This window comes from Cupriavidus sp. FW305-27 (assembly GCF_058787995.1).
In genome coordinates, this window is record NZ_JBYTAG010000093.1 from 1 (window position 1) to 21,596 (window position 21,596).

Annotated in this window: 28 protein-coding genes; 20 read left to right on the forward strand and 8 right to left on the reverse strand. The window is 65.1% G+C overall.

Annotated elements, in window-relative coordinates:
• The 19 genes from AC3WRI_RS30270 to AC3WRI_RS30360 all read left to right on the forward strand — a co-directional run.
• On the forward strand, positions 1 to 783 hold a 783-nt coding region (locus AC3WRI_RS30270), incomplete at its 5' end, for a S49 family peptidase (protein ID WP_492294685.1).
• A 39-nt stretch (positions 784 to 822) separates the two neighbouring features.
• The gene (locus AC3WRI_RS30275; protein WP_492294687.1) at positions 823 to 1,197 is read left to right on the forward strand and encodes a DUF2190 domain-containing protein; all 375 of its coding nucleotides are present in this window, start codon (positions 823 to 825) and stop codon (positions 1,195 to 1,197) included.
• A gap of 53 nt (positions 1,198 to 1,250) precedes the next feature.
• On the forward strand, positions 1,251 to 2,186 hold the full coding sequence (locus AC3WRI_RS30280) for a hypothetical protein (RefSeq protein ID WP_492294689.1): 936 nt from the start codon (positions 1,251 to 1,253) through the stop codon (positions 2,184 to 2,186).
• A gap of 64 nt (positions 2,187 to 2,250) precedes the next feature.
• On the forward strand, positions 2,251 to 2,481 hold the full coding sequence (locus AC3WRI_RS30285; protein ID WP_492294690.1) for a hypothetical protein: 231 nt from the start codon (positions 2,251 to 2,253) through the stop codon (positions 2,479 to 2,481).
• The gene (locus AC3WRI_RS30290; protein WP_492294691.1) at positions 2,481 to 2,786 is read left to right on the forward strand and encodes a hypothetical protein; all 306 of its coding nucleotides are present in this window, start codon (positions 2,481 to 2,483) and stop codon (positions 2,784 to 2,786) included. Before AC3WRI_RS30285 ends, AC3WRI_RS30290 begins: the two co-directional genes overlap by 1 nt.
• Positions 2,783 to 3,217, forward strand: a complete 435-nt coding sequence (locus AC3WRI_RS30295) for a hypothetical protein (protein ID WP_492294693.1) — start codon at positions 2,783 to 2,785, stop codon at positions 3,215 to 3,217. Before AC3WRI_RS30290 ends, AC3WRI_RS30295 begins: the two co-directional genes overlap by 4 nt.
• A gap of 7 nt (positions 3,218 to 3,224) precedes the next feature.
• Entirely contained in the window at positions 3,225 to 3,428 is a 204-nt protein-coding gene (locus tag AC3WRI_RS30300) for a hypothetical protein (protein WP_492294695.1), read from the forward strand.
• A gap of 3 nt (positions 3,429 to 3,431) precedes the next feature.
• Complete coding sequence (locus AC3WRI_RS30305; protein WP_492294696.1) at positions 3,432 to 4,361, forward strand: phage tail tube protein; 930 nt, start codon at positions 3,432 to 3,434, stop codon at positions 4,359 to 4,361.
• 74 nt (positions 4,362 to 4,435) lie between these two features.
• Entirely contained in the window at positions 4,436 to 4,816 is a 381-nt protein-coding gene (locus AC3WRI_RS30310; RefSeq protein ID WP_492294697.1) for a phage tail assembly chaperone, read from the forward strand.
• A gap of 59 nt (positions 4,817 to 4,875) precedes the next feature.
• Positions 4,876 to 5,202: a DUF1799 domain-containing protein gene (locus AC3WRI_RS30315; protein WP_492294698.1), complete on the forward strand. Its 327-nt coding sequence runs from the start codon at positions 4,876 to 4,878 to the stop codon at positions 5,200 to 5,202.
• A 9-nt stretch (positions 5,203 to 5,211) separates the two neighbouring features.
• On the forward strand, positions 5,212 to 9,066 hold the full coding sequence (locus AC3WRI_RS30320; protein WP_492294700.1) for a hypothetical protein: 3,855 nt from the start codon (positions 5,212 to 5,214) through the stop codon (positions 9,064 to 9,066).
• 2 nt (positions 9,067 to 9,068) lie between these two features.
• A complete protein-coding gene (locus AC3WRI_RS30325) occupies positions 9,069 to 10,550 on the forward strand; it encodes a hypothetical protein (protein ID WP_492294702.1) in 1,482 nt (493 codons plus the stop codon).
• A complete protein-coding gene (locus AC3WRI_RS30330; RefSeq protein ID WP_492294704.1) occupies positions 10,551 to 11,405 on the forward strand; it encodes a hypothetical protein in 855 nt (284 codons plus the stop codon).
• Positions 11,402 to 12,286, forward strand: a complete 885-nt coding sequence (locus AC3WRI_RS30335; RefSeq protein ID WP_492294706.1) for a hypothetical protein — start codon at positions 11,402 to 11,404, stop codon at positions 12,284 to 12,286. Before AC3WRI_RS30330 ends, AC3WRI_RS30335 begins: the two co-directional genes overlap by 4 nt.
• 144 nt (positions 12,287 to 12,430) lie before the next feature.
• Positions 12,431 to 14,461: an acyltransferase family protein gene (locus tag AC3WRI_RS30340; protein WP_492294708.1), complete on the forward strand. Its 2,031-nt coding sequence runs from the start codon at positions 12,431 to 12,433 to the stop codon at positions 14,459 to 14,461.
• A 43-nt stretch (positions 14,462 to 14,504) separates the two neighbouring features.
• Positions 14,505 to 15,191, forward strand: coding sequence for a glycoside hydrolase family 19 protein (locus AC3WRI_RS30345; RefSeq protein ID WP_492294709.1), 687 nt, complete (start codon positions 14,505 to 14,507; stop codon positions 15,189 to 15,191).
• 21 nt (positions 15,192 to 15,212) lie between these two features.
• Positions 15,213 to 15,509 (forward strand): phage holin family protein, encoded by a 297-nt coding sequence (locus AC3WRI_RS30350; protein ID WP_492294711.1) that lies wholly within the window; start codon positions 15,213 to 15,215, stop codon positions 15,507 to 15,509.
• Positions 15,493 to 15,906 carry a hypothetical protein gene (locus AC3WRI_RS30355; protein ID WP_492294713.1) on the forward strand — a complete coding sequence of 138 codons (414 nt, stop codon included), beginning with the start codon at positions 15,493 to 15,495 and terminating at the stop codon, positions 15,904 to 15,906. The genes AC3WRI_RS30350 and AC3WRI_RS30355 overlap by 17 nt, the downstream gene beginning before the upstream one ends.
• 4 nt (positions 15,907 to 15,910) lie before the next feature.
• Positions 15,911 to 16,054: a hypothetical protein gene (locus AC3WRI_RS30360; protein ID WP_492294715.1), complete on the forward strand. Its 144-nt coding sequence runs from the start codon at positions 15,911 to 15,913 to the stop codon at positions 16,052 to 16,054.
• Positions 16,055 to 16,072: 18 nt separating this feature from the next.
• Here AC3WRI_RS30360 and AC3WRI_RS30365 read toward each other — a convergent pair whose 3' ends face one another.
• Positions 16,073 to 16,459, reverse strand: coding sequence for a hypothetical protein (locus AC3WRI_RS30365; RefSeq protein ID WP_492294716.1), 387 nt, complete (start codon positions 16,457 to 16,459; stop codon positions 16,073 to 16,075).
• 3 nt (positions 16,460 to 16,462) lie between these two features.
• Positions 16,463 to 16,711, reverse strand: a complete 249-nt coding sequence (locus AC3WRI_RS30370; RefSeq protein WP_492294718.1) for a hypothetical protein — start codon at positions 16,709 to 16,711, stop codon at positions 16,463 to 16,465.
• A 205-nt stretch (positions 16,712 to 16,916) separates the two neighbouring features.
• Here AC3WRI_RS30370 and AC3WRI_RS30375 point away from each other — a divergent pair, with 205 nt between their 5' ends.
• Positions 16,917 to 17,252 carry a hypothetical protein gene (locus AC3WRI_RS30375; protein WP_492294720.1) on the forward strand — a complete coding sequence of 112 codons (336 nt, stop codon included), beginning with the start codon at positions 16,917 to 16,919 and terminating at the stop codon, positions 17,250 to 17,252.
• A 156-nt stretch (positions 17,253 to 17,408) separates the two neighbouring features.
• Here AC3WRI_RS30375 and AC3WRI_RS30380 read toward each other — a convergent pair whose 3' ends face one another.
• The 6 genes from AC3WRI_RS30380 to AC3WRI_RS30405 form a co-directional block, all read right to left on the reverse strand.
• On the reverse strand, positions 17,409 to 17,840 hold the full coding sequence (locus AC3WRI_RS30380; RefSeq protein ID WP_492294722.1) for a hypothetical protein: 432 nt from the start codon (positions 17,838 to 17,840) through the stop codon (positions 17,409 to 17,411).
• Between the two features lies 1 nt (position 17,841).
• Complete coding sequence (locus AC3WRI_RS30385; protein ID WP_492294724.1) at positions 17,842 to 18,435, reverse strand: hypothetical protein; 594 nt, start codon at positions 18,433 to 18,435, stop codon at positions 17,842 to 17,844.
• Positions 18,432 to 19,163 (reverse strand): hypothetical protein, encoded by a 732-nt coding sequence (locus tag AC3WRI_RS30390; RefSeq protein WP_492294726.1) that lies wholly within the window; start codon positions 19,161 to 19,163, stop codon positions 18,432 to 18,434. The genes AC3WRI_RS30385 and AC3WRI_RS30390 overlap by 4 nt, the downstream gene beginning before the upstream one ends.
• A gap of 536 nt (positions 19,164 to 19,699) precedes the next feature.
• The gene (locus AC3WRI_RS30395; RefSeq protein ID WP_011614935.1) at positions 19,700 to 20,134 is read right to left on the reverse strand and encodes a universal stress protein; all 435 of its coding nucleotides are present in this window, start codon (positions 20,132 to 20,134) and stop codon (positions 19,700 to 19,702) included.
• Between the two features lie 52 nt (positions 20,135 to 20,186).
• Positions 20,187 to 21,299: a polyphosphate kinase 2 gene (ppk2, locus tag AC3WRI_RS30400; RefSeq protein WP_010808972.1), complete on the reverse strand. Its 1,113-nt coding sequence runs from the start codon at positions 21,297 to 21,299 to the stop codon at positions 20,187 to 20,189.
• 13 nt (positions 21,300 to 21,312) lie between these two features.
• On the reverse strand, positions 21,313 to 21,528 hold the full coding sequence (locus AC3WRI_RS30405; protein WP_010808971.1) for an HP1242/YdcH family protein: 216 nt from the start codon (positions 21,526 to 21,528) through the stop codon (positions 21,313 to 21,315).
• Positions 21,529 to 21,596: the final 68 nt, after the last annotated feature.

The following is a 21,596-nucleotide window of genomic DNA, read 5'->3' on the forward strand; positions in this document are numbered from 1 at the left end:
ACCGAGATCTACTCCGGCAAGTACAAACGGATCGCCAGCAGCTATGCGCCGCTGTCCGACGAGGGCCGGGCCACGATCCAGGCGCAATCCGACTACATGTATGAGCAGTTCGTCGAGGCTGTGGCGACGAACCGTGGCGTGCCTGTCGATACCGTCCTGTCGGAAATGGCCGACGGACGCATCTTCATTGGCCAGCAAGCCATTGATGCCGGCCTGGTCGATGGCATGGCTACTGCCGAGCAGCTGATCGCCAGGCTTGCCGCCGGCGAGTTTCAAGTCCCCGGCGCGAAGCCTGCGCCAGTCAAAACCCGGGCAGACCTGCCCACCTCTCCGAAAGGAACCACGATGAGCATTACCCGCGAAGAGCTGGCGGCCCAGTCGCCCGAGCTGCTGGCAGAAATCCAGACCGAGGCGCGCACCGCCGGCGCCACCGCCGAGCGCGATCGCATCCTCGGCATCGAGGCGCACGCGATGGTCGGCCACGAGGCGCTGATTGCCTCGCTCAAGGCCGACGGCAAGACCACGCCCGACCAGGCCGCCGCCCAGGTGCTGGGCGCCCATCGTGCGGCACTGGCCAGGCAGGCCGCCACCCTGACCGCCGACGCCCCGGCACCGCTGCCGGCCGCGCCCGCCAGCGACCCGGCTGCGGCCATGGCCAAGCCGGACCCGAAGGCAGTCGCCACCCGCGCCCGCGAGCTGGTGACTGCCGCCCAAGCCTCCGGCCAGAAGCTGAGCTACGCCGCAGCGGCCACCCAAGCCACCAAGGAACTGGCGCAGGCGTAATCGCCGCGCTCTCCCTTCGATCCATCACAGGACCCCACCATGAGCAATCCCGGACTCCTCAAGACCCACGCCGCCGAGGGCACGCTGGCCAAGAACCGCATCGTTACCCATGGCGCGACCGACGGCACCGTCAAGCAGGCCACCGCGGCCACCGATGCCCTGCTCGGTGCCACCGAGGGCTTTGCTTACGTCGCCGGCGACCGCCCCACCATCGTGCGCAGCGGCATCGCCGACATCGAGTACGGCGGCAACGTGACGCGCGGCCAGCCGCTCACCGCGGACGCGGTCGGTCGTGCCGTCGCCGCGGCCCCGGCCGCCGGCTCCAATGTTCGCCTCATCGGCTTCGCCGAGGTGTCGGGCGTCTCGGGCGACATCTGCCCGGTGTTCCTGGCGCCCGGCGTGATGCAGGGCTAAGCGGCGGGTCTTTCGCGCTGCTCTCTTTCTTTTCTCATTTCTAGGAGTCATCCATGACGACTGCTGTCGCTCCGTACCCGATCAATCTCGCGCTCATCGCGTCGATCGTGATCGCCTACGCCAACGGCGAGATGATCGCCGACCGCGTGATGCCGCGCGTGACGGTCTCGCAGGCCGAGTTCAAGTATCTGGTGCAGACGGTCGCCGACCACTTCACCGTGCCCGACACCCGCGTGGGCCGCAAGGCGCGACCTAACCAGGTCGAAAGCAGCGGCACCATGCAGACCGGTGCCGTGTTCGACTACGGCCTGGACGAAATCGTCCCGGTCGAGGACGTGCGCAATGCCCCGGAAGGCGTTGACCCGCTGGCGCTGGCCGCCGAGTTCGTGATGAAGCTGGTCACGCTCGACCGCGAGGTGCGCGTGGCCAACACCGTCTTCGGTGCGGCCAACCACAGCAACAAGGTGACGCTGTCGGGCACCTCGCAGTGGTCCGACTACACCAGCTCGGATCCGATCACGGCCATCCTGACCAACCTGGACACGCCGATCATGCGACCCAATGTCGCGATCTTCGGCCGCTCGGTCTGGACCAAGCTGATCCTGCACCCGAAGGTGATCGACTACGTCAACGGCAAGGGCGGTACCAGCGGCGGCGTGACGCGCCAGCAGCTGGCCGATGCGCTCGAGCTGGAGGAGATCCTGGTGGGCAGCGCCTTCGTCAACGTGGCGCGCAAGGGTCAGGCCATGTCGCTGCAGCGCGCCTGGGGTAAGCATGCAGCATTCATCTACCGCGAGATCCCGGCCGAGACCACGCGCTCGACCACCTGGGGCTTCACCGCGCAGCAGGGCGAGCGCATCTCCGATGCGGAGTTCGGCAAGCAGCATGGCGGCCTCGAGGGCGGCTACCAGGTTCGCGCCGGCGAGCGCGTCAACGAGCTGGTGACCGCGCCGGATCTGTCGTTCTTCTTCCAGAACGCGATCGCCTGACCGGCGCATTCCCGAAACCCTGACAGCCCGCCACGTGCGGGCTGTTCTCATTGCGAGGGCAATCATGAAAGTCAAAGCGAATTGGTTGGTTGACGCCGACGGCAAGCAGCGTCAGGCCGGCGAAAAATTCGACCTGCCGGATGACCAGGCCGAGCAGCTGGAAAAGCTGGGCGCAGTCGAGATCCTCAGCCGCAAGAAGGCCGCGGCCAGGGCCGGCGAGGCCGACCTGGGCGAGGGTGAGGCCGGCGACGGTGGCGGAGAGGGTGGCGCCGGCGCCGGCGACCCGCAGAGCTGATGGCGCCGGGCGAGGATCTCGACCTCTTCGTCGAGGACTTCGGCGACTTGGTGAATGTGGCGAGCCTGGGCCTGTCGGCCAAGGCGCTGCTCGATCAGGGCTTCAAGGACGTGCTCGACGGCACCGTGCGGGCAAGCTCCTGGACCCTGACCGGTCGCGCCGACGTGTTCGGTGTGCTGTCGCGATCGCACCAGGTCGTGGTGACCGCAGGCGCTTCGGCCGGCACCTATCGCCCCTTTGGCGAGCCGATGCCGATCGACGATGGCGCCTTCGTCGCGGTCGAGCTGCATAAGGAGCTGCCATGACCACCACCCTGCGCGAGTCCTACGCCGAGCAGCTGCGCGCCGCCCTCGAGGCCGTGCCCGCGCTGCAGGCGCTGGGGATGCAGTTCTCCCGCTCGATCTTCGAGGCGCTGGAGATGCGCGCCACCAAGTACGTGCTGGTGCTGCATCACGGTGCCGACGCGCCGGGTCAGGAAACCACCGGGGCGGTCGACCGCCACAGCGAGCTGCTGGTGACGCTGGTGGTGCGCGACACCAACCCGGATCCGCTGTCCGAGGCGGCGCTGGCGCTCGTGCATCCGCTGGTGATGAACTTCACCGCCGCGCAGCTCATCGATGTCAGCGAGCTGTCGACCGATGCGCCGGCCTATGACCACACCGGTGGCATGCGTTCGGCGCGCACCGTGCATTACGACCTCTTCTATCGCACCCAGCGCGGCAGCCTGAGTGCCTAAGGAACCCATGAAACGAACCTCTTCGAGTCAGCCGGAAACGGCTGCGGGCGCGGCAGCGCCGCTGGACTCAGCGGCCGCCATCGTCTCGGATGAGTACTCCGGACTTGGCGGCAGCTACGTTTTCGACCCGGCCACCGGCAAGCGCATGCGCGTCGACGGTCCGGACCACCAAGATCAGGCGCCGGCCGTGCCCGCCCAATCTCAGGAGTAAGCGATGAAAGTCATGCGCAAGGCCTTGATCCTGGCCAAGCTGGAAACCACCTACAACGTCGACCCGGCGCCGACGGCCGCCGCCAACGCGATCTTGGTGCGCAACATGAGCGTGCAGCCGGTGACCGGCGACTTCGTGCCGCGCGACGTGATCCGCCCGTACCTGGGCGGCGACGAGCAGCTGCCGGCGGCGATCTACTCGACCGCCAATTTCGAGGTCGAGCTGGCCGCGAGCGGCGCCGCCGGTACCGCGCCCAAGTTCGGTTCGCTGCTGCGCTCCTGCGGCCTGAGCGAGACCATCACGGCGGCGACGGACGTGAAGTACGCGCCGACCAGTGGCACCAACGAATCGGTCACGATCTACTACTACCTGGACGGCTTGCTGCACAAACTGACCGGCGCGCGCGGCTCAGTGGTGTTCGCGCTCAATGCCAAGCAGATCCCGGTGGCGCAGTTCACCTTTACTGGTATGTGTGTGCCGGTGACCGATGCCGCTCTGCCGGCATCGCCGGACTTCAGCGGCTTCAAGACGCCGCAGGTGGTGAACAATACCAACACCGCCGCGTGGAGCCTGCACGGCTTCACTGGGGCCTGCGAGGCGCTGTCGATCGACCTGGGCAACACCGTCAGCTATCGCAACCTGATCGGCATGGAAACGGTGGAGTTGACCGATCGAGCTACCACCGGCAGCGCGACGCTTGAGATGCCGCCGATCGGCACCAAGGACTTCCCCGGCATCATCCGCGCCGCCACCACCGGGGCGCTGACGATCACCCACGGTACCACTGCCGGCAACAAGGTGAAGTTCGACGCGCCCAAGGTGCAGCTGAGCAACCCGCAGTACCAGGATTCGGAGGGCAGCGTGTTCCTGCAGGCGGCGCTGTCGCTTGTGCCCAACACCGGCAACGATGAACTGCTGATCACGTTCCTGTAACCCCTCCCTTTCCCATCAACACCCACCAACGGCCCGCCATTTGCGCGGGCCGATCCCATTTCAGGAGAACCCCCATGGCCTTCAAGCTGGCAACCAATCCCACCTTCCGCGATGTCGTGCAGGTCGAGCTGCGCGGCGAAAACGGCAAGATCGAGCGATCGTCGTTCATCGCCGAATTCAAGCGCTTGCAGCTGCCCGAGCTTGAGGAGCTGAAGGCTGAGGTCGAGAAGGAAGCCGCAGAACTGCCGCCTGCCGAAAAATGGCGCGCGCAGGCGAGCGCGATGCGCAAGGTGCTGGTCGGCTGGCGCGACATGGTCGGCGACGACGGCAAGACTGCTGTCGAGTTCAACGACACCAATCGCGAGCTGCTGCTGGTGATTCCGCAGGCGCTGACCGCGACGCAGCTGGTGTTCTGGACTAACAGCTACGGCAACGGCGCACGCGAAAAAAACTGATCGCGATCGCTCGCCATTGGGCCGGCTACCGGCCCGATGACTTCGAGGTCGACGCTGACATGGCCGAGATGCTGGAGGCCTTCGGCGTGGCGAGCGATTGTGTCGACGAGGTGCGCGCGCGCGGCAGCGCCGAGGACTGCGCGGTGCATGCCGATAACTGGGAATCTCTGCAGCTATTCCTGACGCTACAGACCCAGTGGCGCCAGGTCGCTGGCATGGCAGGGTGCGTGCGCACAGGCCTGGACTATGCCGCGATCGAGACGCCGCTGCGGCTGTATGGGGTCAAGCGCAAGCGCCGGGCGGCGCTCTTCAACGACCTGCGTGTGATGGAGGCGGCGGCGCTCGAGGAGTTCGCAGCACAGCGCGAACGGCGCAGCCGGCAATGAGGATCAGGCATGAAACTGGGCGATCTGCTCATCAAGCTCGGGCTGGACCTGAGCGACTACAACCGCGGCCTGCACAAGGCGCAGGCCGATACCCAGTCCTTCGGCAAGAGCCTCGGCGATGTGACGGGCGAGGCCAAGGACAAGATCGGCGAATTCGCGCAGGCCGCCGTCGGCAGGGTCGCGGCGGTGGTGGCGGCTTACGCGGGCGTGTCGGCGGTGCTAGGCCAGGTGAAGGCTTCGATCGATAGCCTGGATGCGTTCGATGAGCTGTCCGAGCGCCTTGCCGTCAATGCGGGCGTGCTGCAGAAGTACTCCTACCAGGCGCACTTCTACGGGGTCAGCCTTGATGAGGTGGGCGGCGCCCTGAAGAAGCTGTCGGTCAACATGACCGAGGCGGCGGCCGGCGGCAAGGACCAGGCGCAGCTGTTCCGCACGCTGGGCGTGTCGGTGGTCGGTGCGAACGGGAAGCTGCGCGACGTCGACGCGGTGATGGTCGACGTGATGGAGAAGTTCTCCGGCATGGAGGATGGTGCCGGCAAGACCGCGCTGGCCGTCGACCTGTTTGGCAAGTCAGGGGCCAACCTCAACGGCTGGCTCAGCAGCGGCGCCGAAGGCCTACAGCAGGCGACCGACGAAGCGGAGCGCTTTGGCGTGATCGTGTCGGAGTCGGCGACCAAGGCCGCCGGCGACTTTAACGACAACCTCGACCGCATGGCGATGGTCGTGCGAGGCACCTTCAACCAGATCAACGCCGCCGCGCTGCCCGCCATGAACGCCTTCATGGAGGCCATGATCGAGGCGTCGACCGAGACCGACTCGCTCAATTCATCGGCGCAGCGGCTGAGCAAGGACGGCACGCTAAGCAAGTGGGCCATGGATACCGCGCGCGTCCTCGGCTTCATTGTCGACGCGGGGCAAGGGGTCTACCGTACCTTCGAGCTGATCGGCAAGGGCATCGGCGCCGCGGCTGCGCAGGCGGTGCTGCTCGCGCAAGGGGAGTTCAAGGCGGCCGCCGCGGTGGGCGATGCTTTTCTCGCCGATGTCGACGAGATTCTCAACCGCAAGCTGTTCTCGCAGGAGTTGGAGAAGCGGCTTGCCGCGCTGCAGGCCGGCGGCGGCGCGGAGGGCGGCGGCGCGGGCGGCACCCGGCGCCCGGCGCCACTGTCAAGCAAGGCAGGGGAGGCCAAGGACAGCGAGGCCGACAAGCTGATCCAGTCGCTGCGCGAGCAGATCGCCGTGCAGGATGCGGTCACTGCGTCGACCCAGGAGCTAACCGACGGCGAGAAGGCCTATGCCAAGTTCCTGGAGGAACTGCGCATCGGCAAGGATGCCTCGCTGCGCCAGAGCAAGGCGCAGATCACCGCGCTCTACCAGGAGGTGATCGCCGGCGAGAAGGCCGCCAAGTCGCGCCAGGAGTATCTGGCCGCCCGCGAAAAGGAGTGGGGCGCGATCGAGAAGGGCACCGATGCCCTGCGCGAGAACATCAACGCCGCGCGTCTGGAGGGTCAGGCCATCGGCCTGACCAAGGATGAGGTCGCGCAGCTCGAGGCAGCCCGCCTGTCCGAGCAGGCTGCGGCCAAGCTGTCGAAGGCGGCGATCTATGACCTGCTGCCGGGCTACGAGGCCGAAGCCGCGGCATTGCGCGAGCAGGCGGCGTTGCTGAACGATCTGGCCAGCCAGAAGCTGGTCAACGATGAGCGGCAGGGAATTGCCGAGCGCGCGGCCGAGACGACCAAGGAATGGCAAAAGGTCGCCGACCAGCTTAACCAGTCGCTGACCGATTCGCTGTTCCGCGCCTTCGAGGATGGGGAGAGTTTTGGCAAGTCGTTCCTGAACGGGTTGAAGAACCTGGCCAAGACCACCTTGCTGCGCATTCCGATCCAGTACATCCAGAGCGGGGTGATGAGCGCCTTTGGTCTGGGTGGCCAGGGCAGTGGCGGCAACGCCTTGCAGAGCGTCAGTGATCTGTACGGCCTGTATGACAAGCTCAAGACCGGCTATGGCTTGGTGTCGGGCTGGTTCGGCGGCGCCGGCGGCACGGCGACCGGCGCGCTGTTCGGCGGTACCGGAGCGCTGGCAGGCGGCCTGTTCGGCGCCGGTACCGGCGCGTCGATCTTCGGCAGCGGCGCCGCGGGCGTCGCGTATGGGGCCAATGCCGGGCTGGGCTTGTACGGCACCGGCAGTGCGCTGTCGCTGTCTGGCGGTACCGCCGGTCTGAGCGCCACCGCCGGCTCGGCGGGTGCCGTCGGCGGCGCCGGCTTGAGCGGGGCTATGGCGGTAGTGCCGGTGGCGGGCTGGATCGCGGCCGGCATGGCGATGGCCGACAGCATGTTTGCCAAGGGCTGGGACGCGCAGAAGGTCGACTTCACCGGCTTCGGCAAGGTGACCGGCTCGGCAACGATGGCTTTCGACAAGCTGCTGCGTGGCATGGGCATGAGCGACCGGCTGGCCAACATCATTTCCGGCGCGTCGATTCATGCGGCACTGTTCGGTCGCAAAAAGCCGGAGGTGCAGGCGGCGGGCATCGTGGGCGATTTCACCGCGGACGGCTTTGACGGCCAGGCCTACACGGACTGGAAGGCCAAGGGTGGGCTGTTCCGGCGCAGCAAGAGCTGGACCGACTACGCCGCGCTCGATGAGGGGCAGTCGGTAGCGCTGCAGGGCGCGGTCAAGGGCGCGCTGGGCTTCTATCGCAACCTGGACAAGCTGGCCGGCGGCGCGGGCATGGCCGAGCGCGAGGGCTCGTTTGCCTATTCCGTGCGCGCGGATCTGCGCGGCGAGGGGGCGCTCGACAAGCTGCTGGTCGACATGTCGAATGCGCTGGGCCAGCACGTGCTGCCGCAGCTGGTGGAATTCCAGCGCGACGGCGAGTCAATCGGCGACACCGCGCAGCGCCTGACCGATGTCTTTGCCGCGACCAACACCGTGGCCTCGGTGCTGGGCAAGACCACCGAAGCGGCGTTCGGCGTGCTGGGGCTGGCAACGGCCAAGGTGCGGCAGGACCTGGTTGACGTGGCGGGCGGGCTCGAGGCATTGAGCGGCAAGGTGGCCACCTACTACGATCTCTACTTCACCCAGGAGGAAAAGCTCGCGCGCCTGCAGTCGCAGATGGGCGACAGCTTCCGCGACCTGGGGGTCGCCATGCCGACCTCGCTCCAGGGCTTCCGGGCGCTGGTGGAGTCGCTCGATCTGACCAGTGAGAACGGGCAGGAGATGTTCTCGACCCTGCTGGATCTGGCGCCGGCGTTTGCGCAGATGACCGATGGGCTGGGGCAGGCCGCGGCGGCGATGGCCGCCTTTGGTAAGCAGGTGAGCGAATTCCAGCAGTCGCTGGGGCTGAGCAACCTGTCCACGCTCACGCCGGAGCAGCAGTATGCCGAGGCGCGCCGCCGCTACGAAGGAACGTCGGCTGCGGCGCAGGGTGGGGATGCCGACGCGCAGGCGAAGTGGACGCAAGTTGCGCAGGCCTTCCTGGAGGCCTCGCGCGCCTTCTACGCCAGCGGCGGGCAGTACGCCGCCGACTATGCCGCGGTGCAGGGCTTCCGGCCAGATGGCTCGCACGCCAGCGGCCTCGACTACGTGCCGTTCGACGGCTATCTGGCCGAGCTGCACCAGGGCGAGCGGGTCCTGACCCGGGCGGAAAGCGAGGCCTACCGGCAACCCAACTGGTCGCAGTACGGGCAGGGCGCCAGCGCCGCCCTGGTCGCCGAGGTCAAGACGCTGCGCGCGGAGCTGGTAGCCATGCGTGAAGCGGTAGGCCAGGCCGAGGCTGTCAAGGAAGCGCAGGCCGCTGCTCGCCATGAGGAAACCATGGCGGCGCAGACGCGCCTGGTGCGGCTGCAGCAGGACTTACTCAACAAGTAGCCATGACCATTGCCATTGAAGTGAGCGCATGGCGGCTGTCGACCGGGCTGGTGGAGACCCTGCGGTTCTCCGACGCAGGCTTTACCACTCGCCCGACCGACACGCCGGCCAATGCGTTTTTCGACCCGCGCCTGGTCGAGCCGCCGCGGCTGTCGCGCGTGCTGTTCGACCAGGCGACCACCTACGGCGCCTCCCGTGCCACCGCCGGCGAGATCCTGCTGGCCAACGCCGACGGTGCACTGGACGCGCTGCTGACCGACTATGCCTTTGACGGCCGCGCGTTCGTGGTCAGATCCGGTGACCTCGCCGCGGCGGTATCCAGCTGGCCGGTGGTGCTGTCGGGTGTCCTCGATGACGTACGGAGCGCAGGCTCCGAGATCAGCCTGGTGGTCCGCGATCGGCTTGCGGTGCTCGGTAAGGTGCTGCCCCGGCCGAAGTACGCGGGCAACAACGCGCTGCCGGAAGGGCTGGAAGGGACCAAGGATGACCTGAAAGACCAGTACAAGCCTCGTGTCTATGGCAGCGTTCTCAACGTGCCCGCCAAGTGCGTCAACACAAGCAAGCTGGTCTACCAAGTGTCCGACCGCAGTTGCTCGGTGAGTGCGGTTTATGACAACGGCGTGGCGCTTGCGCGTGGCGCTGACTACGCGAGCTCGGCGGATCTGCTGGCCAACACCCCGGCGGCGGGCACGGTGCGCTGCTGGGGAGGCCTGTGCCGGCTGGGTTCGCCTCCGGCCGGGCAGGTAACTATCGACGTGGCCACTGCCGAGACGCGTGCCGGCGCGCTGCTGCAGGCGGTAGCGCTGGATGCGGGAATCCCGGCAGGGGACATCGTCGGTGCGGACGTGGTGGCGCTGAACGCTGCCAATGCCGCGCCGGTTGGCGTCTGGGTCGACGGAGACGCAAGCGCCCAGACGGTGATGGACTCGCTGGCCAACGCCATCGGCGCCTGGTACGGCTTCGACCGGCTCAACCGGCTTCGGATGGGGCGCCTGACCGCGCCCAATGGCACGCCGACCAAGATCTACCTGGACGCCAACATGGCGCTCACGGTCCGGTCGGCCGGCGTGCCGAACTGGCGGGCGGTCGTGCGTTTTGCGAGGAACCACACCGTACAGGCGCAGCCGGCCGGATCTGTCGCAGCGGCACGGCGGGCCTTCTTGGCGCTGGAGATGCGCCGGACCGCCAGCGAGCGCCCGGTCGTGCAGACGGCGTGGCCGTCGTCCGAGGAGGTGGTGTTCGACACCGCGCTAGTGGCAGAGGTCGACGCGGTGGCCGAAGCAAGCCGTCGCGCAGATCTGTACAGCGTGCGCCGTGTCCTGGCGGACGTCGAGATCCCGCTGGGCGAGCTCGGTGCCATCGACCTGGACAGCGTGGTGATGCTGGAAACCAGCCGCTACGGCTTGAACGGTCGGCTTCTTCGCGCGATCGGCCTGGACACCGGTGTCGATCGCGGCATGGCCAAACTGACCTTGTGGGGCTAAATGGCAAATGTACTTCTGGCGCATCCTAACGTTGCAGACAGCGGCACGCTGTCGGGCGGCAGTTGGCAGGTAGCGCTGAACAATCTATTGGACCGGCGCCTGTCGCGGGTGGCGCGCAGCACCACCGCGACAAAGGCCGATACCCAGTTTGTATTGGATCTCGGCCAAAGCCGTTTGGTGTCGGTCATCGCGGTGGTGCGGCACAATCTGTCGACGGCCGCTAAGTGGCGCCTGAAGATGGCTGGGGATCCGAGCTTTGCGAGCCCGGTCTACGAGAACGCAGACTGGCAGCTGGCGTGGCCGACGCTGTTCCCGTCGTCGGCGCTCGAGTGGGAGGACGACAACTTCTGGACAGGGTCAATCACCGAGGAGGCGCGGCGGGAATACCCGTCGCTGCTGCTGGTGGTGCTGCCCAATCCCACGGCGGGGCGATACATCAAGGTGGAGGTCGACGACGACGCTAACCCGGATGGGTATGTCGAGTTAGGGCGAGTGTTCGTCAGCCGCGCGTGGCAGCCGCAATACAACGCCAAGTGGGGTGCCTCCCTTGGCTGGGAAACTGACACCACGGTGCAGCGCGCGCTGTCCGGCACGGCGTACTTCGATCGCAAGCCCGGTCGCCGCGTGACGCGCTTCGAGCTCGGCTACCTGTCTCGTGATGAGGCGCTGGGTACGGTTTTCGAGATCCAGCGTCAGGCCGGCGTCGACCGCGAGGTGCTCCTGATCTGGGACAAGGACGATCCCGTCAACCTGCTGCGCCAGTCATACCTCGGGCGACTGCGCCAGCTTAGCCCGATCGCACGTGCCTTCGTCGGCAATCACAGCAATCCTTTTGAAATCGAGGAACTGACATGACCAGCGTCACTTTTACCCCGGACGTCGGCGGTGACAATATCACCATCGATGACACGGATAACCCCACCACCGGCCTCGCCAACGGCGGCCACCGCACACGCTTCATGATTGCCTTGCAGCAATTGGTCAAGGTGAGTCAGTGGGTCAAGGGCACCGCCACTACTGTGCTCGGCTACCGGGACGCGGCCGCCACCTCCGCGAGTCAGGCGCAGAATTATGCGGCGGCCGCACAGGCGGCGGCAGGGGCACCGGCGATTGCCGGCAAGGCTAACAAGTTCCTGCGCGTGAATCCTACCGAAACGGGGGTGTTGTGGGATGACCAGAAGGACTGGGCCGCCGATATTCAGGAGGCAATCAAGGCGCACCTGCCGGCGACGATCATTTCCATCCATAGCGGATCGGTCGCGTCGATCCCGCCGACGTGGAAACTGTGTGATGGTACCAACGGGACTATCGACCTACGCGACAAGTTCATCCTAGGCGCAGGATCCGGTGCAGGGGTCCCGGCTGTCGGTGCCACCGGCGGAGCCAAGACCGTAGCCCTGTCGGAAGCGCAAATGCCCTCGCACGCCCACGCCGGCGCCACTAACGGAGCGGGCGGTCACGGGCATTCCGCGTGGTCTGACACACAGGGTTGGCACCAGCACGGCGTCGGTGGCGACCAGCCTATGGCGCCCACTGGCTCGTGGAGTTACCGCAATGCCGGCGGTAGTGGGTCGGTAATGAGTAGTGGGGACGGCGCGCACGCGCACAACATCGGCGTGGGTGCAGTGGGTGATCACGCCCACTCGTTCGGCACCGACTATCGAGGCAGTGGCCAGGCGCACGAGAACATGCCGCCGTACTATGCGCTGTGTTTCATCCAAAAAGTTTGGGCCTGAACCTAGGTTGCTGGGGCGAACTCACTGAAACGGAGGCCGAGCTGCTGCAGTTGGTATTGATCGCCGTGCCGGCTACGCCCTTCGCTGTCTGGGCATGATGTGCGGCATAATCCGTCGCTGTCGTGTCAAAAAAAACCATAGAGAATGATTCGGGTCAATCAGTCGGCCAACTATCGCGCCGACGTCGACGGCTTGCGCGCGCTGGCCGTGCTGCTGGTGGTGCTTTGCCACGCCGGGGTAGCTGGGTTCGCCGGCGGTTTCGTCGGCGTCGACGTGTTCTTTGTGATCTCTGGCTACGTCGTCACGCGCAGCCTGCGTCGATCGCTGTCTGAGGGCGCGTTTTCCTTCGGCGACTTCTATATCCGGCGGGCTCGTCGCCTGATGCCGGCGCTGTACGCCATGATGGCAGTGGTTCTGGCGTTCGCCGTGCTGTTCATGCTGCCAATGGATGCCGCCGCGGTCGCCAAGAATATTGGCTTCGTCGCCATCCTGGCCGGCAACCTGTACCTGGCCAGGCAGACCGGCTACTTCGACACCGCCGCGGAGCAGCAGCCGCTGCTGCATACCTGGTCGCTGTCCGTGGAGGAACAGTTCTACCTGGTGCTGCCGGTGCTGCTGTACGGCATGCGTTGCTGGACGGTGCGGCGCCAGGTGGCACTGCTTGGTGTTCTTCTGCTGGTCTCGCTGGCCGCGTCGCAATGGGCGGTATGGCGCGCCCAGCCCGGGGCCTACTACCTGGCGCACCTGCGTGCCTTCGAGTTCCTGGTGGGCGCGCTGATAGCGTATGTGGCGCAGCGCCGGAATGACCTGGTCCTCGGGGCGGATATGGGCGTGCTGGTCGGCCTCGGTGCCGTGCTGGCCTGCGCGACTATGCTGTCCCCCTCTACGCCGTTCCCAGGCGTGCTGGCGGTGGCGCCTTGCGCGGCGGTTGCGCTCCTCATCTGGTCAGCCCCGCGATCACGCGTGGCGTCTTGGCTGCTGGCCAACCGGTGGGCGGCCGCGCTGGGGCGTGCCTCCTACAGCGTCTATCTGTGGCACTGGCCTGTGCTGTTTGCCTTGCGGCGATTCGACCTGCGTGGGCTGGAATGGATGGCGCTGGGCATCGTCCTGTCGCTGATCCTGGGTGCCGCGTCATATCGCTGGATCGAAGCCCGGTATCGGTATGGGGACATGCCGAGGCGCCGGGCGGTCGTCCGCTTCATGGTAGCCCCGGCACTGGCGGTCGCGAGTGTGGTGGTGGTGGCCAAGATCTCGGGCGGCTTCCTCTTTGCTTATCCGGAGGCCTTCCGTGCCGCGTACGCAAAGGCGAAAGAGGGCACGTGGGACGATGGCCGGGGTAAGGCTTGCTGGGAGCGCGTCGAGGTGACCGATCCCGACCAGTGCCGGCTCGGCCCCGGCGACGCGGGCCGGCGAGCGGTCCTGTGGGGTGACTCACATGCGTATCACCTGGTGCGCTTCGTGGATCAACTGGGCGTGGACTACGGGCTACGCATTCACGACATGGCCTTTCCCATGTGCCCGCCGGTCGAGCGAGTGCCAGGGCGTGCCGGTGACCCACGCTACGAGGCGAACCGCAGCCGGTGCGCCCAGCACAACAGCAACGTGATGCGCCACCTGCTGAGCCGGCCGGAGGTCGACACGGTGATCCTCTCCGCCGTTTGGGAGCTGTACGCGAATGGCGAGCCGCGGGCTGGTGCCGCGCCCAACATTCATGGCTACATGCCGGGCGATATTGACCGCGCCTTGGGTGACACTGTGGGCCAGCTGCTGGCGGCGGGCAAGAAAGTGGTGCTGTTCGACGACATCGCATTGATGCCCATGAGCAAGGTGAACTGCCCGCTCTTTAGCCGTCTGTGGCTCGGCACGCCGCGTGACTGCACGTTCGCGCTCGACCGGGCAGTTGGCGATCGCCCGGCAGTACAGCAGATCCTCGGCAGGCTGCAAGCGGCGCATCCGGCGATCGCGGTGGTGCGGACCTACGGGGCGACCTGCCCGGCGGGGCGATGCCTGGTCGAGTTCGATGGGGTGCCCCTCTATCGCCTGAACGACTTTGGCCACCTGAGCATGGCCGGCAGCCGGGCCTATTACGACCTTTACAGGCGGGCGCAACCCGATCAGCTCACGGAGATCTTCGGGCCCTCGCCGCCCGCCAAGCCTCAGATCGCCAGGATGTAAGCCTGGTAGTTTCGTCCGGCCGTCCTTTTGGGCGGCTTTTTTTATGCGCGCCACCCAGCGGGCATTTTCATTTGTAGGGGGAACCTCGATGGATAAACAGGTGTTCCAGCGAGCTGCAGGGCTTTCGCCCGAGCTGGCCGACCGCTGGTATGCGCCGGTGTCGGCGGCGCTGTTCGAGTTCGGCATCCTAGCGCCGCACCGCGTCGCGGCCTGGCTTGCCCAGGTCGGCCACGAATCGAAGGGCTTTACCACCCTGGTGGAGTCCTTCGATTACGCGGTGCCTGCGCTGGCGTCTCAGTTCGATAAGCGCATCACGCCGGCGCTCGCAGTGCAGCTCGGGCGTCAGCCGGGCGAGCGCATGGTGCCGCTCGAGCGCCAGGCGCGCATCGCGGCGATCGTCTATGCCAAGCGCTACGGCAACGGCGAGGCGGCCAGCGGCGACGGCTGGCGTTACCGCGGCCGTGGCCTCAAGCAGATCACGTTCCGCGCGAACTACGAAGCCTGCGGCCATGCGATCGGCGTCGACCTGGTCGCGCTACCCGGTCTGCTGGCCACCGACGATGCTCTGGCCGCGCGCTCGGCGGCGTGGTTCTGGTACGCCAACGGCTGCAACCAGCTGGCCGACCGCGGCGACCTGACCCAATTAACGCGACGCATCAACGGCGGCACCAACGGCCTCGAGGACCGCCAGCAGCGCTGGCAGCGCGCGCAGCAATTCCTCCACGCATAAACCACCACAAGGAACGGGTACATGCAAGAACATGAAAAATCTCTGGTCATGCTGCTGGTGATGGGCGCGGTGATCGGCATCGGCAAGCTGCTGGTCAGCAATGATCCGATCACGCTGCGGCTAATCCTGGGGCGCGCGCTGTTGGGGGCGGCCACCTCGATGGTGGCGGGGGTGGGGCTGGCGCAGTTCCCCGAGCTGCCGCCGATGGCGCTGTACGGCATCGGCTGTGCGCTGGGCATCGTCGGCAGCCAGTACCTGGAGCTGTGGCTCAAGCGCTGGATGAGCAAGCAAGGGGGCGGTCGTGGCAAAGCTACTTAAGGCAGTGTTGCAGGCGTTTTCGGGCTGGGAAGGCTATGCCGCCTTGTTTGTGATCGGCGTGGTGCTGGGCGGCGCGACCGCCGGCCCCGCGGCGTGGCATTGGCAGGCCAACAGCTATGAGCGCAAGTTATCGGACTTGGGCGCGCAGCACGTCAGAGGTGAACTCCAGGTCGCGCACGTGGCGCTGGACCAGCTGCAGAGTGCCAGCGCCGTGATCCATCAGAAGGCCGTCGAGTACGCCGGCATCCAATCCACCCTCGGCCTCGAGCTGCAGGCCATCCGCCAGGATCTGAAAAATGCGAAGCCTTTGCCTGTTGACTGTCGCCCTGACGATTTCCGCGTGCGCAAGCTCGCCGACGCCGTCAGTGCTGCCCAGCAAGCCGCCGCCGCTCGATAGCGCGTTGGCGGCGCCCTGCGTGGTGCCCGACGCGCCGGCGCTGCCCGACTACGACGTGTGGCTGGCGTGGGTCGTGGGCCCGGTGCTGGGGGCGCTCGGCGATTGCGCGGCGCGCCACAGCAAGACGGTGCAGGCCTGGCCAGGGTAGTCCTGGCTGGTGGCGGTCCTACTGCTCGCCCCTGGCCCGGGCGCGTCGCTTGGCGATGCGCCCGCGCGCCTCCGCCTGCATGGTGGCCAGCCGGACCTCATGGTCGGGGGTGCGCACATCCCCTCGCCACCCGCGCGACCCTGGCGTGCGGCTGCCATAGTCTGCCTCCAGTGCCTCGACAATGCACGGCTCCTCCATCAACTGCCGGAGCCAGCTATCGGCCATGACTCCGCCTTGACCGTACAGCAGCTCGGCGATGTAATGCGCCCGCTGTACCGTCTGCCGCAGCCGCGCAATCTCCCACAGCAGGTCACGGACGTCCTGGTTGCGCACGCGCTGGCCGATGTCGCGCAGTTCTTCTTCTGTGAGCGCCGGAAGATCCCGCGGCAGTTCCTTGGTGGCCATAGTTCACCGCAGCGTAAAGCGTACCGTCAATGCGTCTAGGGCGATCCACGGCCCGACAGCCAGGCGCAGCAACTGGCCATGCTCCCAGTACGACAGGTGATCAGGGCGCCATTTCAGCGCCCGCAGGTGGCGGGCTTCCACGCCGGCGACTACTAGGCCGCCGGCTGCGGCTGCGATTGCCTCGCACGGCAGGCGCAGTTCCTCGCGGTCCTCGCCGAAATAATGGGCTTCGAGAAAAATGGTGGTGGCCATGGGGTGCTCGGTCTATTCAGTAACTGTACAAATATACAGTATTCAGCAGGCCTCCCCCGCGGCGGAATCGCCCCGGCGGGATGGCTCGCGGGCGCTTGAGGATGCTCTCGAGTCGGAGCTGCAGCGACATGCCCGATTCTGCGTTCGTCGGCGCCTTACCGGCGGCGCGTCGGGCTAGAATCGCTAGACCGCTCGGGGGGATCACATGAAGAAGATGAAATGGGTCGGCAGTGCGCTTCTGATGGCGACTGCCTTGAATTCGTTTGCCGTGAATGTGCGGGGCATGCCGTCGTGCGGCCAGTGGCTCAAAGATCGAAAGGGTTCGCCGACGGTAGTGACTGTGGCTAGTTTGAGCTGGCTGACTGGTTTTCTGTCGGGCATTGCCACGGAGTCGAACCGCGATTTTCTACGTGGCGTCGATGCCGAGGCGATGTATGCCTACGTGGACAACTATTGCCAGGTGAATCCACTAGAGGAGGTGGGCGCGGCCGCCTATGACCTCAAACGCGCCTTGGAGCAGCGCAAGGGGATCAAACCATAGCCCGCCGCGTGAACTTGGCTGCGGCGTAGCCGGGGCTAGAAAAAAACCCCGAAATCAAAAAGGCCCGGGGAAGCGGGCCTTTCGGCAAATGCCCCTCGAAGTGGGGGTGTTGCTCCCTGCAACACTTGAGGCGGCGAGTGCAGTATCTGTCGCTTTTTAAGCCTTTATTTCACGCGTGATCTGTTGAATGGGCGGGTTCTTCGCTGCGATCTCGGGGTCCTCCAAGTGTTCGCGCGGAGGAATTTGGACGTTTGCGTATGCTCCGCCAAAGATCTGCAAATGAGACGCACTATGTGTGCCGCTGCCTTTCGCAATGTGTGGCTCGTTTAGAGGCTTTCGCGACCAACCCGCGATCGATGTTCCCAAAATTTCGTCCCCGTTGGACGTCATTGAGGTGGTATAGACGACCGAGTCCGCCGGGGTCACGTACTCTTCAGTAATTGATGCCGATGCTCGAATGCCCAAGCGAAACGAGAACATCATACCCTTGTGAGGGTGCTTCTTAGGCGGATACGTGTCGAACTGTCGAGTCTGAATCTGTATTTTTTCGCCTTCAATCGCAGCACCGATCGCAGTGGCACGGACCATATCAATTGCCTTCAGAAGTTGCGCTATTCTCTTGGGGTGCCACGGAGCCGGCCAAACTCGGGAATCGGCTGGCCATAGCTGGGTCTTCTGCTAAAAGCTTTGCCACAACTTGCTGAACGATGCAGGTCTCAGTGTCCAGGAAATCGGCATAATCCGAGGCTGTTAGCTCAAAATCAAGCAGCCTGGAAAGATGCGAGATATTTTCTACGATTTGAGCTTCCGATACTTCTTTGATGTCGGATGAAAATTCTTCAGCATCCTTCAGAAAATCATCTTCGCTGACGGCTCCAAGAACATAAGCGTTATATAGAGCCTGATAGTCTAATCTGCGTTTTTGCCACCTGGTAACGCGTTTCAAGGCTGCTACATCATGCTCTTTAGCAGCGACCCATGTTTGAAGGCGCTGTTGGACTACTGGCGTAGGGAGGACCCACCGGCTTTCAATTCCCGTCGGGTCCACGGTCAGCCGACACATGAGGTCGCCCGACCACTCCGGAGCAGTGGATTGAATGCCAACGGATGTGGTGGCCGGAGCTTGCGCAACCGAGTGTTGCAAGATGGGGATGGCAAAGCTAAGCGGAATCTCATAGCTCATGTTCTGCTCCCGTTTAAAGCGAGACCCGTTACTTTCTCAAAATTTGTATCGATAAAAGCGCTACAAAGATCAAGAAGTCTTTGTGGGTCTCCGATAATTATGTCTTTTATTGATTCGGCGGATGGCTTGTTATTGACTTCTAATTTCACGCCAATGCCCTGCTCAATGATCGGCATCTCTGCCATATTCATAACGCGATGAGTTTCGCCGAGCTGTGGGGTAATGTTAATTGCCCGCTTTTCGTAGGCGTTGGCGAACAAATTAAAAAAATGGCCGTCAATCGAAAAGCCCAATTGAATCTGTGCGCTGGCAACTTCTCCAATTGGCGAGATCTTCACATAGTTATCGTAGATGAACTGCTGCAAAGATTGAGTTTCCTCGTGCGATGGGAAGTTGAATTGGAGCGAGATGGCCGTCAATCCGAATTCGTCCGCGCCTTTAAAGCGAAGCGCTCGAGTGTGGAAGTCGAGTACATTCTTAGCTGTGACCCCCAGTTGCTTCTGTATTCCCATTTCGGCGCTTGGGAAATTGCATTCCAGCTGGCACTGAATTTGCGAAATGGTTATTTGCTTCTTTTCCGAGGGAAATACAATGCGAGGAACATTCGGATCGAGCTGGTCCGGGACATTGGTCTGTTGAGACTGAGTGCCGACTAACGGTGCAAAGGCTTCCTCAGCCGCGGCCTGATCAAAGCGCACTTTCAGTTTTGGCGCTTTGAACTGCAGCAAGTACGTCGCCTGTGCGAGGTAAGGCGTCTCGAGTTTTAACATGTTTCCAGTGCAAATATAGGGTCAACATCCTCAGGTCACCGGAGTATAACGGCCGATGAGGGCGGATGCTAAGTTCCGTGTGAGGCGACGAACGCATGCCATAGCTCGAACATGGACAGGGTTGGCGTAGTTTCTGGCGTAACTTTGCCTTCAAAGCCTTATCCAATAAGGAGCAGGTACTGCTGCATCATTGGCGTGTGGCGGCTTGCGGCCGAATCTGCCTGCGCCTGTTCCGGGTCGGTTTTCTTCTGCAATCCCATTGCCATTCAGCCTGTCTGGCGGTGGGCCTGCGTGATGCCGCCCGCTCCGCTCGGATCGCCGCCTTGCGCAAGCCGGATAGCGGCCGCGCGGGGCGTCCGGGCGGTCATCCGACGGCCCGGGGCCGGGGCGCGAAGGGGCGTTTTCGAATATGGACGATATGGTACAGCACGGGGCAGCGGTTGCCGCGCCGCGCGGGCCGGATCCGGCCCGGCGGCGGGGTCAGCGGCGTGCCGTCAGCGGAACACCAGCACCGGCACGTCGCTGTGTGTCAGTACCTTCTGCGTCTCGCTGCCCAGCAGCAGCCCGCTGATGCCCTTGCGGCCGTGCGAGGCCATGAAGATGACGTCGCAACCGAGGTCCCGCGCGGCGTTGATGATGCCGTGATATGGGGCGCTGGCGGCCGAGACGTGGCCCGCGCAGCGGACGCCGGCCATTGCCGCCGCGGCCTCGATCTTGACCAGTTCCTGGCGCGCCAGTGCTTCCACGCGTTGCTGGAACACTTCGCGCCGCTCATGGGTGCTGTCGCTGCCCACCATGTAGGGGTAGGTCTCCACGCACATGTAGGGCGTCAGGCGCGCGGAGGCGGTGCGGGCAAACTGGATGGCGGCGGACACGGCCTTGTGGGAAAGCTCGGAACCGTCGACGGGCAGCAGGATGTGCTTGAACATAGGGGCCTTGGTAAAGGGAAAACGGAAGAAGTGCGGGAGTAGGGGGCGAAGTTCAATTGGCCAGCGCGCGCCCCACGATCAGCGGGTCGGGCTGCCCGATGGCAGTGGTGTCCCGGTTGCCGTAGGGGAAGCGCGACAGGATGGCGCGCAGCGCATTGAGCCGCGCGCGCTTCTTGCAGTCCGAGCGGATGACCGTCCACGGCGCATCGGCGGTGTCGGTGTGGGCGAACATGGCCTCCTTGGCCTGGGTGTATTCGTCCCATTTGTCCAGCGAGGCAAGGTCGACCGGGCTCAGCTTCCATTGCTTGAGCGGGTGGATCTCGCGCTCGCGGAAGCGCCGGCGCTGTTCCTTCTGGCTGACCGAGAACCAGAACTTGAACAGGTGGATGCCGCTGCGCACCAGATGCCGCTCGAAGTCCGGCGCCTGCTGCAGGAAGTCCTGGTATTCGCGCTGCGAGCAGAAGCCCATCACGTGCTCAACGCCGGCGCGGTTGTACCAGGAGCGGTCGAACAGCACGATCTCGCCGGCCGACGGCAGGTGCTGCACATAGCGCTGGAAGTACCATTGCCCGCGCTCGGCCTCGGTGGGTTTTTCCAGCGCCACCACGCGCGCGCCGCGCGGGTTCATGTGTTCCATGAAGCGTTTGATGGTGCCGCCCTTGCCGGCGGCGTCGCGCCCTTCGAATACGATCACCACGCGCTGGCCGGTCTCGCGCACCCAGGCCTGGAACTTGAGCAGCTCCACCTGCAGGCGGTACTTCTGCTTTTCATAATTGCGCCGCGACATCAGGTTCTGGTACGGGTACGCGCCTTCGCGCCAGCCCGCGGACAGCTCGTCGTCCGGGTGGCGCTTGCGGCCGGCCTGCCACGCGGCGGGATCGCCTTCGAGGATCAGGCTGCGCAGCTGCGCGGCCTCGTCGGGCGCCAGGCCGTCAAGCAGCGTGCGCATGGCGTCGAGCATGTCGGCGCCGTTGCCTGCGCGGCTGGCCAGGATGTCCTGCATGCTGCTGGCCGCCAGCTGCACCGAGGCGTCGACGGCGCTGTCGACTTCGTTGCGCTGGGCTGAAAGCGCCGAGTTGGTGGGCAGCACGTCACCCCTGGCCGTGGCGCGGGCACGTGGCGCGGTGGCGGTGTGGGAGGATTGGATGGTGTCGCGATCTGTCATCTGCGGTCCTCCGTCAGGCTGCGGTGTTGCGCAGGATCGCGTAGAGCTGGTCCTTGAGCAGGAGTTTCTCTTTCTTCAGCCGCTCGATCTCGAAGGTGGAGGCCGGCACCAGCCCCGACTCCATGTTGTGGATTTCCTGGTCCAGCGCGTTGTGGCGGTGGAACAGGCGCGCGAAGCGGGCATCCTGGGTCTTCAGGGTGGTGATCTGGTCGCGGTATTCGGGAAACATGCTGGCTCTCCTGATGGATCCGCGCGCACGGGGCGTGGCGCATGGTTTCATTTTGGGGAGGGCAGGGT

Coding starts and splice junctions, on each gene's coding strand:
- AC3WRI_RS30365 (WP_492294716.1), bottom strand. CDS start 16,459: ATGGCCACCAAGGAACTGCCGCGGGATCTTCCGGCGCTCACAGAAGAA.
- AC3WRI_RS30385 (WP_492294724.1), bottom strand. CDS start 18,435: ATGAGCTATGAGATTCCGCTTAGCTTTGCCATCCCCATCTTGCAACAC.
- AC3WRI_RS30275 (WP_492294687.1), top strand. CDS start 823: ATGAGCAATCCCGGACTCCTCAAGACCCACGCCGCCGAGGGCACGCTG.
- AC3WRI_RS30345 (WP_492294709.1), top strand. CDS start 14,505: ATGCGCGCCACCCAGCGGGCATTTTCATTTGTAGGGGGAACCTCGATG.
- AC3WRI_RS30405 (WP_010808971.1), bottom strand. CDS start 21,528: ATGTTTCCCGAATACCGCGACCAGATCACCACCCTGAAGACCCAGGAT.
- AC3WRI_RS30380 (WP_492294722.1), bottom strand. CDS start 17,840: ATGGTCCGTGCCACTGCGATCGGTGCTGCGATTGAAGGCGAAAAAATA.
- AC3WRI_RS30335 (WP_492294706.1), top strand. CDS start 11,402: ATGACCAGCGTCACTTTTACCCCGGACGTCGGCGGTGACAATATCACC.
- AC3WRI_RS30325 (WP_492294702.1), top strand. CDS start 9,069: ATGACCATTGCCATTGAAGTGAGCGCATGGCGGCTGTCGACCGGGCTG.
- AC3WRI_RS30370 (WP_492294718.1), bottom strand. CDS start 16,711: ATGGCCACCACCATTTTTCTCGAAGCCCATTATTTCGGCGAGGACCGC.
- AC3WRI_RS30290 (WP_492294691.1), top strand. CDS start 2,481: ATGGCGCCGGGCGAGGATCTCGACCTCTTCGTCGAGGACTTCGGCGAC.
- AC3WRI_RS30315 (WP_492294698.1), top strand. CDS start 4,876: ATGGCCGAGATGCTGGAGGCCTTCGGCGTGGCGAGCGATTGTGTCGAC.
- AC3WRI_RS30375 (WP_492294720.1), top strand. CDS start 16,917: ATGAAGAAGATGAAATGGGTCGGCAGTGCGCTTCTGATGGCGACTGCC.
- AC3WRI_RS30350 (WP_492294711.1), top strand. CDS start 15,213: ATGCAAGAACATGAAAAATCTCTGGTCATGCTGCTGGTGATGGGCGCG.
- AC3WRI_RS30330 (WP_492294704.1), top strand. CDS start 10,551: ATGGCAAATGTACTTCTGGCGCATCCTAACGTTGCAGACAGCGGCACG.
- AC3WRI_RS30295 (WP_492294693.1), top strand. CDS start 2,783: ATGACCACCACCCTGCGCGAGTCCTACGCCGAGCAGCTGCGCGCCGCC.
- AC3WRI_RS30310 (WP_492294697.1), top strand. CDS start 4,436: ATGGCCTTCAAGCTGGCAACCAATCCCACCTTCCGCGATGTCGTGCAG.
- AC3WRI_RS30395 (WP_011614935.1), bottom strand. CDS start 20,134: ATGTTCAAGCACATCCTGCTGCCCGTCGACGGTTCCGAGCTTTCCCAC.
- AC3WRI_RS30305 (WP_492294696.1), top strand. CDS start 3,432: ATGAAAGTCATGCGCAAGGCCTTGATCCTGGCCAAGCTGGAAACCACC.
- ppk2 (WP_010808972.1), bottom strand. CDS start 21,299: ATGACAGATCGCGACACCATCCAATCCTCCCACACCGCCACCGCGCCA.
- AC3WRI_RS30340 (WP_492294708.1), top strand. CDS start 12,431: ATGATTCGGGTCAATCAGTCGGCCAACTATCGCGCCGACGTCGACGGC.
- AC3WRI_RS30285 (WP_492294690.1), top strand. CDS start 2,251: ATGAAAGTCAAAGCGAATTGGTTGGTTGACGCCGACGGCAAGCAGCGT.
- AC3WRI_RS30320 (WP_492294700.1), top strand. CDS start 5,212: ATGAAACTGGGCGATCTGCTCATCAAGCTCGGGCTGGACCTGAGCGAC.
- AC3WRI_RS30300 (WP_492294695.1), top strand. CDS start 3,225: ATGAAACGAACCTCTTCGAGTCAGCCGGAAACGGCTGCGGGCGCGGCA.
- AC3WRI_RS30280 (WP_492294689.1), top strand. CDS start 1,251: ATGACGACTGCTGTCGCTCCGTACCCGATCAATCTCGCGCTCATCGCG.